This window comes from Psychromonas aquatilis (genome assembly GCF_038155185.1).
Lineage (GTDB): Bacteria > Pseudomonadota > Gammaproteobacteria > Enterobacterales > Psychromonadaceae > Psychromonas > Psychromonas aquatilis.
In genome coordinates this window covers 11618-28021 of record NZ_JBAKAZ010000043.1, presented here as the reverse complement: position 1 = coordinate 28021, position 16404 = coordinate 11618, and the positions used below count along the sequence as shown (strand labels likewise).

15 protein-coding genes are annotated in these 16404 nt (G+C 36.9%); 7 read left to right on the top strand and 8 right to left on the bottom strand.

What is annotated here, in order from left to right; genetic code table 11:
• The first annotated feature begins 255 nt into the window (after positions 1-255).
• Together rpiA and serA are read left to right on the top strand one after the other, a co-directional pair.
• A complete protein-coding gene (rpiA, locus tag V6256_RS11215; protein ID WP_341598304.1) occupies positions 256-912 on the top strand; it encodes a ribose-5-phosphate isomerase RpiA in 657 nt (218 codons plus the stop codon).
• A gap of 192 nt (positions 913-1104) precedes the next feature.
• Positions 1105-2334, top strand: a complete 1230-nt coding sequence (gene serA, locus V6256_RS11210; protein WP_341598303.1) for a phosphoglycerate dehydrogenase — start codon at positions 1105-1107, stop codon at positions 2332-2334.
• 293 nt (positions 2335-2627) lie between these two features.
• On the opposite strand, the gene V6256_RS11205 is transcribed toward serA, so the two are convergent.
• Positions 2628-3515 (bottom strand): LysR family transcriptional regulator, encoded by an 888-nt coding sequence (locus V6256_RS11205; RefSeq protein ID WP_341598302.1) that lies wholly within the window; start codon positions 3513-3515, stop codon positions 2628-2630.
• A gap of 130 nt (positions 3516-3645) precedes the next feature.
• Here V6256_RS11205 and V6256_RS11200 point away from each other — a divergent pair, with 130 nt between their 5' ends.
• On the top strand, positions 3646-4848 hold the full coding sequence (locus V6256_RS11200; protein WP_341598301.1) for an MFS transporter: 1203 nt from the start codon (positions 3646-3648) through the stop codon (positions 4846-4848).
• An 87-nt stretch (positions 4849-4935) separates the two neighbouring features.
• Here the strand turns inward: V6256_RS11200 and V6256_RS11195 are convergent, their stop codons facing one another.
• Positions 4936-5364, bottom strand: a complete 429-nt coding sequence (locus tag V6256_RS11195; protein WP_341598300.1) for an organic hydroperoxide resistance protein — start codon at positions 5362-5364, stop codon at positions 4936-4938.
• A 122-nt stretch (positions 5365-5486) separates the two neighbouring features.
• On the opposite strand from V6256_RS11195, the gene V6256_RS11190 reads away from it, so the two are divergent.
• Complete coding sequence (locus tag V6256_RS11190) at positions 5487-5954, top strand: MarR family winged helix-turn-helix transcriptional regulator (protein WP_341598299.1); 468 nt, start codon at positions 5487-5489, stop codon at positions 5952-5954.
• 120 nt (positions 5955-6074) lie between these two features.
• Here V6256_RS11190 and V6256_RS11185 read toward each other — a convergent pair whose 3' ends face one another.
• The 3 genes from V6256_RS11185 to V6256_RS11175 all read right to left on the bottom strand — a co-directional run bounded on the left by V6256_RS11185 (position 6075) and on the right by V6256_RS11175 (position 8202).
• Positions 6075-6362, bottom strand: a complete 288-nt coding sequence (locus tag V6256_RS11185; protein WP_341598298.1) for an Rdx family protein — start codon at positions 6360-6362, stop codon at positions 6075-6077.
• A gap of 312 nt (positions 6363-6674) precedes the next feature.
• Positions 6675-7397 (bottom strand): oxygen-insensitive NADPH nitroreductase, encoded by a 723-nt coding sequence (nfsA, locus tag V6256_RS11180; RefSeq protein ID WP_341598297.1) that lies wholly within the window; start codon positions 7395-7397, stop codon positions 6675-6677.
• 226 nt (positions 7398-7623) lie between these two features.
• Positions 7624-8202 (bottom strand): HupE/UreJ family protein, encoded by a 579-nt coding sequence (locus V6256_RS11175; RefSeq protein ID WP_341598296.1) that lies wholly within the window; start codon positions 8200-8202, stop codon positions 7624-7626.
• A 291-nt stretch (positions 8203-8493) separates the two neighbouring features.
• Here V6256_RS11175 and V6256_RS11170 point away from each other — a divergent pair, with 291 nt between their 5' ends.
• On the top strand, positions 8494-8949 hold the full coding sequence (locus tag V6256_RS11170) for a hypothetical protein (RefSeq protein WP_341598295.1): 456 nt from the start codon (positions 8494-8496) through the stop codon (positions 8947-8949).
• Positions 8950-9027: 78 nt separating this feature from the next.
• Here V6256_RS11170 and V6256_RS11165 read toward each other — a convergent pair whose 3' ends face one another.
• Positions 9028-9951 carry a glutaminase gene (locus V6256_RS11165; RefSeq protein ID WP_341598294.1) on the bottom strand — a complete coding sequence of 308 codons (924 nt, stop codon included), beginning with the start codon at positions 9949-9951 and terminating at the stop codon, positions 9028-9030.
• Positions 9952-10331: 380 nt separating this feature from the next.
• Here V6256_RS11165 and mrcB point away from each other — a divergent pair, with 380 nt between their 5' ends.
• Complete coding sequence (mrcB, locus tag V6256_RS11160) at positions 10332-12587, top strand: penicillin-binding protein 1B (RefSeq protein ID WP_341598293.1); 2256 nt, start codon at positions 10332-10334, stop codon at positions 12585-12587.
• Positions 12588-12600: 13 nt separating this feature from the next.
• Positions 12601-13014, top strand: a complete 414-nt coding sequence (locus tag V6256_RS11155; protein ID WP_341598292.1) for a tetratricopeptide repeat protein — start codon at positions 12601-12603, stop codon at positions 13012-13014.
• Between the two features lie 514 nt (positions 13015-13528).
• Here V6256_RS11155 and glpQ read toward each other — a convergent pair.
• Complete coding sequence (gene glpQ, locus V6256_RS11150; protein ID WP_341598291.1) at positions 13529-14608, bottom strand: glycerophosphodiester phosphodiesterase; 1080 nt, start codon at positions 14606-14608, stop codon at positions 13529-13531.
• Between the two features lie 156 nt (positions 14609-14764).
• Positions 14765-16135, bottom strand: coding sequence for a glycerol-3-phosphate transporter (gene glpT / locus V6256_RS11145; RefSeq protein ID WP_341598290.1), 1371 nt, complete (start codon positions 16133-16135; stop codon positions 14765-14767).
• Positions 16136-16404: the final 269 nt, after the last annotated feature.

The window sequence follows — 16404 nt, the reverse complement described above, 5'->3', positions numbered from 1 at the left end:
ACTTCATTTGTAATGAAGTTTACTTACGGGCAAGTACTTTAAAATCTATCTTTTTACATGCTTCATCTTGAGTCGCTTTAATCATAATAGATAAATAAATTAGCTCATGTTTTTACTTAGATTAGTATTACTTTGGTAACACAATATGATTAACATTCTTTTTTTTACGGTTTTTCATAAAAAGCGCTTAAATTTACAACTTGAAAGAGTATAATCTCGGCACTTTCACATGCACTTCATTCACAGGATACAACCATGACTCAAGATGATAAGAAAAAAGCAGCCGCTTATGCCGCACTAGAATACGTTGAAAAAGATACGATTGTAGGTGTAGGTACAGGTTCAACCGTAAATCACTTTATTGATGCATTAGCAACGATTAAAAATGACATCATCGGTGCTGTATCAAGCTCAGAAGCATCAACTGCTAAATTGAAAGAATATGGGATTGAAGTTTTTGACCTAAATGAAGTTTCTGAATTAAGTGTTTATGTTGATGGTGCAGATGAAATAAACGCTTACAACCATATGATTAAAGGTGGCGGCGCAGCACTAACAAGAGAAAAGATTGTTTCTGCTGTAGCAAAACAATTTATTTGTATCGTTGATGATACAAAAAATGTTGATATCTTAGGTGACTTCCCATTACCTGTTGAAGTGATCCCAATGGCACGCAGCTACGTTGCTCGCGAATTAGTAAAACTAGGTGGTGACCCAGTTTACAGAACCGGTGTTGTGACTGATAACGGTAACGTTATTTTAGATGTTCATAACCTTCAAATTGCTGAGCCAATGACACTAGAAAATCAAATTAACAGCATTGTAGGTGTTGTTACAAACGGCTTATTTGCAAACCGTGCAGCAAATGTAGTGTTAGTCGGCTCTGAAGACGGCGTGAAAACCTTAAAATAGAATATCATGACCTATTTAGGGGCAACTGCTAAGTAGGTCAACCACTTCCAAATTAGTAATAAGTAGTTTCAATTTTGCATATAAGAAATCGCTCTCTCAGATTCACAAAACTGACTATTTTTGCTATTTTACTGGCACTAAAATTATTCACAAATTTAATCCACTTACCTTCACAAGGCCCAAGGAAATACGATGACCAAGTTTTCACTCAATAAAGATAAAATTAAAATTCTTCTTTTAGAAGGTTTACATCAGAGCTCTGTAGATACATTTACACAAGCTGGCTACCACAATATTGAAAGTATCAAAACATCACTAAGTGAAGAAGATTTAATTGAAAAGATTAAAGATGTCCATTTCATCGGTATTCGTTCTCGCTCTAACTTAAATGCAAAAGTATTAGCAGCCGCTAAAAAACTAGTGGGTATCGGTTGTTTTTGTATCGGTACAAACCAAGTAGATTTAGAAGCAGCACAAGCAAAAGGTGTTGCAGTATTTAATGCACCTTTCTCTAATACACGTAGTGTTGCTGAGCTAGTACTAGGTCAAGCATTACTATTATTACGTGGCGTGCCAGAGCGTAATGCAAAAGCACACCGTGGTGAGTGGGACAAATCTGCAACAGCATCATACGAAGCACGTGGTAAAAACTTAGGTATTATCGGTTACGGTCATATCGGTACACAGTTTGGTATTCTTGCTGAAGGTTTAGGCTTTAATGTTTCTTACTATGACATTGAAAGCAAACTGTCTCTAGGTAATGCAACACAGGTTGCTAGCATGCAAGAGTTACTTTCTAAATCAGACGTAGTTAGCCTACACGTACCAGAAGTTGATTCAACGAAAAACATGATGGGCGCAGAACAATTTGCACAGATGAAAGACGGTGCAATTTTCATGAATGCTGCTCGTGGTACTGTTGTTGATATTCCAGCACTGTGTGATGCATTAAAAAGTAAAAAATTATCAGGTGCAGCAGTTGACGTATTCCCAACTGAACCAAAATCAAATAAAGAAGAATTTGAATCGCCATTACGTGAGTTTGATAATGTAATTCTAACGCCGCACGTTGGTGGTAGCACACAAGAAGCACAAGAAAACATTGGTTACGAAGTAGCTGGTAAACTTGTTAAATACTCTGACAATGGTTCTACACTGTCTTCTAAGAACTTCCCTGAAGTGTCTTTACCTGCACATAAAAATGCAAGTCGACTATTACACATTCACAAAAACCAACCAGGTATTTTAACTAAAATTAACTTGGCATTTGCTGAAAATGATATCAATATCGCTTCTCAGTACTTACAAACAAATGAAAATATTGGTTATGTAGTTATCGACGTTAACAGTGAAGATGCAGATACAGCATTAACTAAGTTAAAAGAGATCGAAGGTACTATCCGCGCTCGTTTATTAAACTAATCATTGATAAACAAGTGCACTAAAGGGGCTAATAAAGCCCCTTTTTTATTGCTAAAATATTTAATGCATTCACTCTATATTATACCAATCACACTAATTAACTGATCTATTTTACTTGCTAAAATAACTTATTTCTTCGTTGTAATTTTCGCAAATAGAACAACTATTTAACTCAAATTACGCCTTAAACTAAGTCATTTTTTCTGCGCAAAATTTAGATCACTTATTTAATATAATTGGTATTACCAAGTATCATAATAAAATTTGCTAAGAGTTCTTCCTATTAGTCATGATTATGTCTCTTTATCTTTATTGATCTCTTCTAAAATAAAGTCTCTAAATACTTGGTTTGCACGACAAAGATAACTGTCTCGACGCCATGCTAAACTTAAATCAATACAGAATGGCTCAACAAAAGGTCGTGTAATGATTTGGTCGTCCTCCTGAATCGTCACTTTCCACATCGGAGAAATAGCATAACCTTTACGTATCACCGATTTTATAAGGGGTAATAAATTGCTCGTAAACGCTATTTTAGGGCTTTCACTCTCTTGGTGACTTATTTTTTCTATTAATGAATGATGGTAATAGCCTTTACCAAATAGTATTAATTCATACTTTAAGAATTCTGAGTATTCAATGCGATCAAATTGCGCAAGAGGATGATCAGCTGCCATACATACCACCATCTCTTCTCGCATCAATTGGCCACTTTCAAACTCTACTGGTAAATCATGATCAGCGACCACACCTAACTCTAATTCTCCATCTAATAGCTTTTTACGAATATTACGTGTACCCGTATCAATCACATTAATACCCAACGCTGGATATTGATGTTTAAAAGCCATTAATAAAGGTGGTAAAAAGTAAGAGCCAAGCATTGGTGGGACGGCTATTTCAACTTTACCTTGATCTAACCCTTCAATGGCTTGCATCGCTAATTTAGCATCGCTAGTTTGTTGTAGAATTTGTTTTGCATGCAGTAAAAATGCTTCGCCAGCTTCAGTTAATGACACACCTCTTTCTCGACGATGAAACAGCGGCATATTAAGTTCGATTTCTAATTTTTTAATACTACTGCTAATAGCCGGTTGCGCTAAATACAAGCGTCGCCCTGCCCCAGAAATACTCCCGGTTTCCACCACGGCAACAAAATGCTGTAACTGTCTAAACTCCATATAGCCCTTTCCTTTTCCAGCGAGATACCCCCATAAATTATATATATGGAACCTATAAGTACAATATATTTAATTTATCTATTAGATTTCGATATCCTCTTTTTATCCCTAATTTAAGTGTGTATTTAAAATGAAGAAATTGAGTCGATATAACCGTTTAATTATTGCTGTTTGTGCTTGTTCTATGGTGACTTTCTCGAATATTTACTGGTTGCAACCGTTACTGCCTACTTTGCAACAGGAGTTTAATATTAGTTTGTTAGCAGCCAACTTGGCAATGTCTGCGCCGTTACTGGGTATGGGCTTGGGATTATTAATATTCGCCAGCCTTTCTGACTCAATTGGTCGTGGTCCTATCTTAATAAAAGGCATGATAGCTGGATTATGTATTTCGTTGATGCTGCCAATGATAGAAAATTATACGGTATTTTTATCATTACGCTTTATTCAAGGCGCCTTTTTATCTGTTTGCCCTGCAGTTGCGATTCCATTATTAGGTGAAGAGTTAAGAAAAAGCTGGTTACCAACAGCGGTAGGATTTTATATTGCTTCTAATACCATTGGCGGTATTAGTAGCCGTTTAATTGGCGGTGCATCAGTTGATCTGTTTGGGAGTTTTCAGGCGACCGGGTTTGGTATGGCTATTGTCACCGCGATATTATTCATTGGTGTTTATATTGCGCTGCCAACACAACGCCACTTTACGCGTCAGAAATTTCAGCTTAAACCAAGTTTAAACATCTTTGCTACACACATAAAAACCCCAAAACTCCTTATTGTCTACCTGATTATTGGTCTTGGTTTTGGTTGCTTTGTCAATATATTTAGTTACTTAATGAGTGTCCTAGAAGCCGCACCTTATGCATTACCTAGTGCACTACGTAGCTTGATCTTTGTAACCTTTTTAGGAGGCACTATGAGTGCTTCATTAGCAGGTAAGTTTGCTAAACGATATGGTCAACTAGCAGGTATTGCGACAGGGGTTTTTATTATGTTAGCGGCAAACCTATTGCTCAGCCATCACAACCTATCAGTCATGACATGTGGCATGATTTTAATGGCTTTTGGTTTTTTCTTTTGTCATGCTCAAGCTAGCACACTGGTTGGTCGCTCTGTTAAAAAAGGCAAAGGCAGTGCTCAGGCTTTATATAGCTTATTTTATTATAGTGGTGCAAGTTTAGGTGTGTTCTTCATTGATCCTTTCTACCAACAATGGGGTTGGCAAGGTGTGTTAGTCAGTACCAGCATTGCACTCGTTACCTGTTTGCTACTATTAGTGATATACCAAGTGAAATATAAAAAACCACATAAACAATTAGCACATTCTCATTAAAACAAAAAAGGCCGATCATATTTACTATGATCGGCCTTAATATAAAGTGAATATTAAATGTTAATAATCACTGAACTTAATAAGAGATTAGATAATCACAAGCTCTTTAGCAATGTTGCCACGTGTAGCATTTGAGTAAGGACATACTAAATCAGCTTTTTCTACTAGTGCTTCAGCTTGTGCTTTATCCATATCACCTAGTGAGATAGATAATTTAACAGCGATACCAAAACCACCTTCGATTGGACCAATGGATACTTCAGAGTTGATGTATAGATCGCTTGGTAATGCCACTTTTTCAGCGCCAGCAACGTGCTTAAGTGCGCCAATGAAACATGCTGCGTAACCTGCACCAAATAGTTGCTCAGGGTTCGTACCTTGACCGTCATCACCACCTAAGTTTTTAGGAGTAGATAGTTTAACATCTAAACGACCGTCATCAGATTTAGCGATACCTTCACGGCCACCAGTTGCTGTTGCGTTAGCTGTGTAAGCGACTTCTTGTAATACATTCATAATGAACTCCAACGTTGACATTGATAAAAAATATTTATTTTGTGTACAAAATAATAACCAGAATAAATAGCAATTGCAAATACTTTGCATGCAAATTAAAATGTTTGAGAAAAGGAGATGCTATGTCATTTGAACAACTACAATTAAAAAACCAGTTATGTCACCGTTTATATATGGCATCTAATAGCATTGCTCGCACTTATCGCCCTCTCCTAGCAGAGATAAATCTCACTTACCCTCAGTATGTCGTGATGATGGCTTTATGGGAAGAAGATAAAATTACTATTGCTGCCTTGATTGAAAAAACAGCGATCGATGGCAGTGCTTTAACACAAATCTTAAAAAAAATGAGTGATAAAGCATTATTAGTGGTTATTAGAGATGAGTCAGATAAACGAAAACGCTTTATCCAACTAACACCAGAAGGCTCGTCGCTCCAACATAAAGCCGCAGAAATACCGCATCAAATTCAATGTAAATTTAATAGTATTGATAGTGCTCAAGCACAACAATTAATGCACTTATTAGACTTAGTCGTTCATGATTTAAATAGTGAACCAACGGATACATTAAATACTGATAATGAATAATAAATATTAGCTGAGCAGCCTACTTACTTTACGTTCACAACTTACCAGTATAACAATTGTTCTGAGACTAAAGTTGCCTGAGTCAGTCTTACAGCTATGCATAATTAAGAAGCATCGCGATTAGCTGGTTTTATTGGCTTTACGATCAATACAACCTAAGTCTTTATCTGGTGCAATCACGTTTCTGACCAATTGCTTAAGCTCTGTAATTTCAGGAAACCCAGCTTGCTCTTTACGTGACCAAATCCTGGTTCCATTTGCATATATTTCAAAAATACCGCCTTCACCGGGCTGTAAGGAAACCTCGTCTAACTCTGCTTCAAAAGTGCTCAGTAACTCTTGAGCCATCCATGATGAACGCATTAACCATTTGCACTTTTTACAATATTTGATTTCGATTTTATTCATTTAATTCTCACTCGACAAGTCACATAATAGCACTCAGTCTACAACCTAACGTCATTCATATACAAGGTGATTATACGCCCCATGATTAGCGCGGATCTAGGCACCTTTAAAGCTCGTTATACTGTTGTTTCACAAATACGAACATATGCCATGGAAAAAGCACAAGCCAATAGATGAAAGTAAAGCAGGAGAAAGGACAGTAAATGAATGGACATTAAAAATAACAAACAATTAAGACAGGAAATCAATCACAAATAAGCCCTTTAACCTCATCACTCAGTAATGAAATTAAAGGGAGATACCATGAAAAAACTAACGCTTTGTCAGTCCTTTCTTATTTAAATATGGCAGGATATGAGGACGAGATTCTTTTGATAACTGGCCAGTGACTTGCTCAGACCAACTACTTTGTTTTTGATTACTGCTACGACTAGCATAATAATCATGAATGACCTGATCGTAACCTTTAATATCATCGATATTCAGCGGCTGATATTGATTTTCATGCATAATCACATGCGCAGGTAAGCGCGGCTTAACTTCAGGGTCTTGATCTGGATAACCTAAACACATACCAAACAAGATCGATGTATTTTGTGGTAATTCCAGCAATTCATCAACCAGCTCAATCTTATTACGTAAACCACCAATATAAACCCCACCCAGACCTAAAGATTCAGCAGCTAATAAGCAGTTTTGAGCCATAATCCCACTATCAACAGCACCAATCAGTGTTAATTCAGTAAAATCAGCTTGTACTTCAGGGTTAATTTCTGCATGGCGTTGATAATCAATACAAAAAACTAAAAATTCTGTGGCGCTTTCAACATAAGGTTGATTACCTGCATACTCAGCTAACAACTTTCTTTTATTTTTATCAGTGACTCTGATAATAGAAACAACTTGTAACATACTCGAAGAAGAAGCCGCTAAACCAGCTTGAATAATCGTCTCCAGTTGCTCTTTTGATATCGGTTGCTCAGTGTATTTTCGAATCGAACGATGGTTTAACATGGTCTCAATCGTTTTGTTCATAAATCGGTAATCCTTGTTACTCTAATTGTCTTTATACGTTAAACTCTATCTTAATCACATTTATAAAGATAATGAAGTAAGCGTTATCTTTATAAATGCCAATACTGTTATTAATAAAAAAATAGCTTCATTTATTGGCTCCTCTTAAGCTGAATATTTAAGTCCTAAGACGTTATCACTCAAGAACAGCCAATACCTGTAATAGCATTCACTAGATATTAAAAAACTACATTACCAGCATATGAAAACCAACACCTGAGATACCCGCTCCTAAAAGTCTTAAAAGTTGCTGACCACCTTTAAATTTAACAAGCGTTGAGCCTATCACAACGCCAGCAATATGAATCACTGCCGTACCAACAACAAACCCTAAAGCATAAAGCATAGGCTCTGCTAGATAAGGCATTTCCGTGCCGTGCGCATGACCATGGAATATGGCAAAAAAACCAACAAAAATCATGGCAACAAAAGCAGGTAGCTGTTTATTCGCAGCAATCGCAATACCTAATGCAAGAACAGAAAAGACAATCCCTAATTCTACCGAGATAAAATCGATCCCTTTCATGCCCAATACACCACCAAATAACATAACAACAACAAAAGTAGCCGGGACTTTCCAAATCGCTTTACCACCCATTTGTGCACTTAATATGCCGACACTTAACATCGCCAGTAAATGATCAAAACCAAGAACAGGATGACTAAACCCAGATGTAAAACCACCAGCGCCATCTATCTCATGTGCAAAAACAAGAGAAGGAAAAGCCAATAAAATAGCGATAAATATATTTAAGCCTTGTTTCATTTTGAATCCTAATATAATTAATTGAAATTTGAGGTTAGCTATCATAATAACTAATCATCAAGTAGTTTACACAAATCAAACGCTTATATGACCAACGAATTAAAAAATCCTCTTTAATCGAGTACGTAAATAAAATAATAACTGCTCAAACTGATGCTTTTAGATGTTTAAAATAATGTTTCTAATGCATTGATTCCCTTATTTTTTTATGAACAATAATCCAGTGACGCTGTCAGTAGATCAAGTACACGATGGATTTTATAACGATTAGCAACCTGTAGAGAGAAACAGATGAACACTTTAATTACTTCTTTTATGAGAAACTTTTTTGCAAAAGCATTTACAGTGATCTTTTTTGGATTAGCCCTAATTTTGGTTATTTCATTATTTAATAATGTCGTAGAAGGATTGATGGCAAAAACAGATTTAACTGAGATTCTGTTAAAAAGTATTAATACTGGCGTTATTGCCTTGGCTGTTTTTGAACTCGCACTTATTATTAATAAGGAATATTCAGAGCCCGACGAAGATGATAATAAAAATGCAATAGACCTGTTGCGCGTCACCTTACCAAGGTTTATCGGTACCGTCTGTGTTGCACTATCGTTAGAAGGGTTAATCATGGTGATTAAATATAGTCAGCTAGATTTAGCCGGTAATTTATATTACCCAGTGGCGATCATAGCCAGTACTGCACTGCTTTTAACATCTCTAGGTATTTTCTTACATTTAACGAAACACAAATAAGACGTTCATCATTAGTATAATATCAATTAAAACAAGAACAGCCTTGATTTAAGAGGCTGTTCTGCTTACTAGCCAACATTAAAATATAGAGTCTTGCATTTTAGTGGTGAGCAATTCTAATACTTGCATTCCCATATATGAATTTCCTTTTCGATTTAAACGTGGACTCCACACTGCAACCGCATATTTACCCGGGTGTAAGGCAACAATGCCACCACCAACGCCACTCTTCCCAGGTAAACCAACTTTAAAAGCAAACTCACCGGCTTCATCATAAAAACCACACAGTTGCATCACTGCATTTATTCGCTTAGCCTGCCCGGGCGTCACAATCACCTCGCCACTGGCAAGGTCTACTCCCCCGGTTACTAAGAACATAAATGAGTGGGCTAATTCGCAGCAATTCATCTCGATTGAACAAAGGTAAAAATACAGGTCTAAAACATCTTCGACATCATTATGAATATTCCCAAAATCTCGCATTAAATAGATTAATGCTTTATTTCTATCACCGGTACGCTTTTCTGATTCAGCGACCTTTTTGTTGTATTGTAAGTTTGGGTTATTAGCTATTTTTCTAATAAAATTTAATAAGTCGACCTTGGGGTTACTCAAATAACTCATTAATACATCGCAAATAACAATGGCACCTGCATTAATAAAAGGATTACGTGGAATACCATTCTCAAGTTCCAATTGAATTAAAGAGTTAAAGGCAGTACCTGAAGGTTCAACGCCAACACGTGACCATAACTTTCCGCCCATAATACGCATCGCTAAGGTTAATGAAAAAACTTTAGAAATACTCTGTATTGAAAAACGCTCCTGACTATCACCTTGGTAAAAGTCCCCTTTATCAAGGTGCACTAAATGAATACCTAATTTATCGGGATCAATCTTCGCCAGCTCTGGAATATAAGAAGCAGCAACGCCTTTATTCTCTAAGGGTTGTAACTCAATAAAAATATCGTTAAACACAGTTTTAAAATTAACATCTTTCATAGGGCATAAGTAGAATCAATGATTAAGGTGATTTTAGCTTATCACGCATAAAATAGGATGCATCAAAAATGTTCAGCGTGATGATCACTGTTATAGTCACTGAGAAGAGATAAGTTTTAAGCGTTGATGTCAGCAAACTCAAAACGGTATAAGTTCCGTTTCAGTGCTCTTCTTATTAATAAAAGCAACGAACACTCAGCAACAAAATTTAAAATAATAGGCAATAAAATCAACAATAATGCTATTCTTTTTTTATTATTCCAAACTTTCTATGTAAACCAATGTCTGCCTTTTTATAGTCACTAACATAAGCCGTCACTTCTTTGATAAAGTAATGGCCATGTTAGTATCTTCTTTTTTATTTTCATTAAGGCCTTACTGTGATTCCTAAATTCGTAACTAAACGGTGGATGACGCCATTATTAATACTGATCGCAATTGCTATCGGTATTCTCTTCTACCTAGACTCGATTGTTAATTCAACTTTTAAAGATAAACAATGGTCAGTTGCATCTACTGTTTATGCTCGTCCTTTAGAAATCTATGAAGGGTTACCTTTATCATTAACTGATCTGAAAAAAGAGATGACCTTACTTGGTTATGATTTTGTTGGTGACGTTAAACAGCCTGGACAAGCATTTATTGGCCAAAATCAAGCCACTATTTTTATCCCTAAATTTCAATTCAGTGATGAATTAGCACCCGCACAAAAAATAAAAATCACCTTAAATAACGGCATTATATCGACATTAGAAAGTAAAGATAATAAGCCACTCGTACGTTTACAGCCGCTAGTGATAGGCGGTATTTACCCATCTCATAACGAAGATAGACTATTAGTACAACTCTCTGATGTGCCTGTTTCTTTACAGGAAATGTTAGTCGCAGTGGAAGACAAAGACTTTTACAACCACGCTGGTATTTCATTGCGAGGTATTGGCCGTGCAATGATCGCAAATATTAAAAAAGGTGAATTATCTCAGGGTGCTTCAACCCTCACTCAACAGTTAATTAAAAATTACTACCTCACACCAGAGCGAACATTAATTCGTAAAGCGCAAGAAGCTCTAATGGCGATGTTACTAGAATTGCATGCGAGCAAAGCTGATATTTTAGAGGGGTATATTAATGAAATATACCTAGGTCAAGATGGCCCTCGTGCGATTCATGGTTTTGGTTTAGCCAGTCAGTATTATTTCAAAAAGAGCCTAAACGACTTGTCTCTTTCACAACAAGCTCTATTAGTTGCATTGGTGCGCGGAGCGAGTTATTACAATCCATGGCGTAACCCTGAACGTGCATTAAAACGCCGTAATTTAATATTAGATATCGCAGTACAAGAAAACTACCTTGATGCCAGTCAAGCTGAAGAAGCGAAAAAAACACCGTTAGGTGTGGGTGAACGCAATGCTGGTAGCAATAAACGTTACCCTGCTTATTTAGATCTGGTACGCAGACAACTACAAAATGATTACAAAGCTGAAGATTTAAGTTCAGATGGTTTATCTATCTTCACGCATTTTGACCCATTGATTCAAGAAACAGCAGAGTCTAGCCTAGTTAAAATGATGACTAAGCAGAAAAAATCTGACGCCAATGCTAACCTGCAGGGCGCGGTAGTTATCAGCCAACCCAATACAGGTGCAGTAACCGCCATTGTTGGCGGAAGCGACACTCAATACGCCGGATTTAACCGAGCAATTGACGCACGTCGACAAATCGGTTCCTTAATGAAACCCGCTGTGTATTTAACCGCTTTAGAGCAAAGTGATAAATATACATTAGCAACCAAAATAAGTGATGCCGCCTACCAGCAAAAATTAGCTAATGGTAAAAGCTGGTCACCTAAAAATTACGATTTAAAAGACCATGGTGATGTGCTTTTATATAAAGCATTAGCACGCTCATATAATCAAGCAACCGCTCGTTTAGGTAATGAATTAGGTTTAGAAAATATATTATCAACCATAAAACGACTTGGTGTAGATGCAGATATTCCAGCACTACCAGCCATTACATTAGGCGCGGCAGAGCTGAGTCCACTTGAAGTCGCGCAGATGTACCAAACTATTTCTTCTGGCGGGTTTTATACACCGTTATTAGCGATCCGTGCTGTGGTTGACCCAAATGGGGAGGTGCTCACTAGTTATCCTATCGATATAGAAAAACGTTTTAGCGCAAGCTCAATTTATATATTACGCCATGCATTACAAGCAGTTACACATGAAGGTTCAGCAAAAGCATTACAATGGTTAATGCCTGATTTCGCTGTTGCGGGAAAAACCGGTACTACTAACAATCTTCGAGATAGCTGGTTTGCAGGTTTTTCTGATGATATGCAAGCCGTTGTCTGGTTAGGTCGTGATGATAATAAATCAACTGGTTTAACTGGTTCAAGTGGCGCACTGCGTGTTTGGGCTGATATTTTCAAAGCGCGTGCTCAGCAACCACTACAGAATATCCCCCCTAAGAATATTACGATTAACTGGGTTGATAGTGAAACAGGTGTAGGTAGCCAAGATGAATGTGGTAATGCGATACCACTGCCTTTTGTAAAAGGTAGTGAGCCAAAACAGGAAATAAGTTGCACAACTACTGATAAAGTATTTGATTGGTTCCGAAATTTAACAAACTAAAGAGATCACCATAATGAATAACTATAAAAAAATAACTATTGCTTGCTGCTCTTGCTTCTTATTTGCTTGTAGTGTGCAACCTGTTGATACAACACCAACAGAGTCAACAACACCAAGCACAATAACTGACGCAACAGAGACGGATACAACTAATAATACCGTTAAAGGTAATTCAGCATTAAACTCATTATTAAGCCTAGCTGAGCAGCAAGAAAATAGCGGTAATTTACAGGCAGCAACAGGCACTTTAGAGCGAGCGGTTAGGATATCTCCACGCTACCCTGAAACCTATTTACGACTAGCAGAGTTAAATTATCGCCAAGGTAAAACCGCGCAAGCACAATCTTTTGCTGAAAAAGCACTGAGCTTAAACCCGAACCAAGCATTAACCGAGCAAGCTGAATCTTTATTACAAAAACTGCAGTAGTAATAACGCGTTAATCCCTTCATCAAGGCTCCTTTGTTGAAGGCGATAACCCTATACTTAACCATAAAAGAATCAGTATTGGTTTATTTACTGGTCGCTGATTGTCGATAACGATTAGCGCAACAAAACGAATAAGATCATTAATAAACTAATGGTCTTTCCTTTCATAAGTACCTAGTTAAACAACTCATGTTAATCGTTCAAGCGCAGTTCGAGCGGATATCGAAAATCAAATAAGCCCAGCTAATACCAATACAAGCCCAGTTCAAACGCACATCTAAAAGCAAGTAAAACCTGCTAATACCAATACAAGCCCAGTTCGAGTGCCCATCGAAGAACAAATAAGCCCTGCTAATATCAATACAAACGAAGTAACAACTTAGTAATACCTAATGTTTGAAAAGGTAAGCTCAGTTTAATGGTTTAGTGTGGAAGAAAATCAGGGGGAGGATGAAAGATAACAACGGCTTAATCATAAAAGCTGTTGTTATCTTTTAAATAGATAGGTTTTATATTACTGCTTATTTTCTTTTAAGAAATTAACAGCACGATCAGGGAAGTCTGTAAATACACCATCTACATTGGCTTTATTATAGAAAATATCTAATAAATCTTCGAAGTTCTCTGCATATGCAGGAATTCTGCCTTCATCTAATCTAAACGTATATGGATGAACTTTGATGCCCGCTTGGTGTGCATCTTTCACAAGAGAGGTAAAAACAAGGTTCTCTTTAGTCGACTCAGGAGAAACAACCATTGGTTTCCATGGACCTACACCATCAGCATAAGTGGCAATTTCTTTCATTGCGCCCGGCTTAAACATCCAATCATAGTTATAATCAACAGCTTTACCGTCAACATATTCCTTTGTTTCGCCCCAGCTTGTTTCTGCCATTAATTGTATTAGCTTGATATCCATCGCTAATGCAGGCATTAATTCAGTTTTAATACGTTTTAGCTCGTTAGTATCAAATGACTGCAGGTAAACACGAGAAGATTTATCGGTATAGCCATATTCTTTAAGCACTTTTAATACCGCCATGCTGATATCTTTACCTTCATGGCGATGGAACCAAGGTGCTTTTATTTCAAGATACAAACCAATGTCATTGCCTGTACTCGCATTTAATCCTTGAATTAATTCAATTTCATCTTCTAAAGTATGGGCTTCAAAATGAGATTTTCCTAAAGGAAAACGTTGTGGGTAATCAGCAGATCGTTTTCCATCTTTTACGTTAAATGCCTCGGTCATTTCCAATGCTTCTATTTCAGCGAGTGTAAAGTCAATAGCATAGTAACGGCCATCTTCGCGTTTACGATCTGGGTAAACATCGGCTACATTCGTTACGCGATCTAAATAATGGTCATGTAATACCACTAACTTATCGTCTTTAGTCATTACTACATCTTGCTCGATGTAATCAACGCCCATTGCATAGGCCATTGATTTCGCAGCCATAGAGTGCTCTGGTAAATAACCACTTGCACCACGGTGAGCAACAACGATTTTATCTGCGTAAGTATAACTGGCGATAGGTAATGAAATAACAGCACCTAATAACAATTTTTTTAGACTTGGTAATTGTGTAAACATTGTTTAATTATCCTTTATAATTTTAATTAATTTTCTAATTCGTACTTCCTGGTTCTGACATATTAAAAGTCGTATAGCAGAAAGCCTGTATTAAGCTTAAGTGGCTCAATACAGGCTTCATTTCTTCAAGATATTACTCACTTAATAGCGATATTATTACGCTTGAGCATTCTCTTGATCGATCTTGCGTTGCTTATGTATCTTATTCTCACCAAACATAGCTAAGATAAGGAACAATATAGACATCGCACATGAAAGAATGATGACAAGGAAGCCACCATCCCATCCAAAGTGGTCAACTGTGTAACCTAATAAAGCATTAGCTGCTACAGCACCACCAAGGTAACCGAATAGACCTGTTAGGCCAGCAGCAGTACCTGCAGCTTTTTTCGGTGCAAGTTCAAGTGCGTATAAACCAATTAGCATTACAGGGCCATAAATTAAGAAACCAATAGAGATTAAAGCAAGCATATCTACAGTTGGGTTACCTGCTGGGTTGAACCAGTAAACCAATACTGCCAGAGTTACTAAGATCATAAATAGAATACCAGCTGGTGCTCTACGGCCTTTAAATAGCTTATCTGAGATTAAACCACATAATAATGTGCCTGGAATACCGGCCCATTCATATAAGAAGTATGCCCATGAAGATTTATCAACAGAGAATTCTTTTACTTCACTTAAGTAAACTGGCGCCCAATCTAATACACCGTAACGAATTAAGTAAACAAACGCATTAGCAATTGCGATGTACCATAGCAATTTATTATTAAATACATATTTAAAGAAGATTTCTTTTGCAGACATTTCAGTTTCAAAAGATTTATCGTAGTTATCAGGGTAATCATCTTTATATTCTTCAATCGCAGGTAAACCACAAGATTGTGGTGTATCTTTCATGATTAAGAAGGTAAATATAGCAACCAACATAGCAAAGAAAGCAGGAACATAAAAAGCTGCACGCCAGTCTTCGTTAAATGCCCATAAACCTAATAGGAATAATGGACCAATTAAACCACCACCGACGTTATGCGCTACATTCCAAATCGATACAATACCGCCACGCTCTTTATGTGACCACCAATGTACCATGGTACGGCCACACGCAGGCCAGCCCATACCTTGGAACCAACCATTAAGGAACAATAAGATAAACATCGCTGTGATACTGCTCGTTGCCCATGGCATAAAACCAAAACAAAACATCACTAACGATGACAATACTAAACCTGTCGCCATAAAGTAACGCGGGTTAGAACGATCAGATATATTACCCATCAAGAATTTAGATAAACCATAAGCAATAGAAACTGAAGCAAGTACAACCCCTAGGTCACCACGGCTATAACCATACTCTTCGATTAAGAAAGGCATTGCTAAACTGAAGTTTTTACGTACTAGGTAATAACCAGCATAGCCAATAAAAATACTTAAGAATAGTTGCCAGCGAAGGCGCTTATAAAGAGGGTCAATTTGGTTTTCAGGCAGGCGGTCAATATGTGCCACAGGCCTAAATAGATTTAACATAGGTTATTCCTTAGGATGAGTATTATATGTATTAAATTAGTTTTTTAATTTCACATAACATTAGTCGCTTTAATGCCATGTTTTTTTAAAGGCGCGATATTACTCTAACGCGCAACAAATAACGATAAATAGATCACAATCGAGCGTAAAATGATTTAAATCAATAAAAATAATTAACATTATGATAAGAAAAACAACAAAAACGCTCGCCAACTAACCGTAAAAATCAAAAACATCAACAAAAACGAAACCCAAAAACCTTGATATAG